Annotated in this window: 1 protein-coding gene; it reads left to right on the plus strand. The window is 64.9% G+C overall.

The window, feature by feature from the left end; genetic code table 11:
- Positions 1-279 (plus strand): hypothetical protein (locus tag BGE37_RS24930; protein WP_198598493.1); only part of this gene is annotated, 279 nt, incomplete at both ends.

The following is a 279-nucleotide window of genomic DNA, read 5'->3' on the forward strand; positions in this document are numbered from 1 at the left end:
GCTGGGACGGCGACCGGCTGACCACGATACAGAACGACAGAACCCGCATCCAGACGGTTTATCAGCCGGGGAGCTTCACGCCACTCATCAGGGTCGAAACCGCCACCGGTGAGCTGGCGAAAACGCAGCGCCGCAGCCTGGCGGATGCGCTTCAGCAGTCCGGCGGCGAAGACGGTGGCAGTGTGGTGTTCCCGCCGGTGCTGGTGCAGATGCTCGACCGGCTGGAAAGTGAAATCCTGGCTGACCGGGTGAGTGAGGAAAGCCGCCGCTGGCTGGCAT

The organism is Escherichia sp. MOD1-EC6300 (assembly GCF_002965045.1).
Taxonomy (GTDB): domain Bacteria; phylum Pseudomonadota; class Gammaproteobacteria; order Enterobacterales; family Enterobacteriaceae; genus Escherichia; species Escherichia coli_F.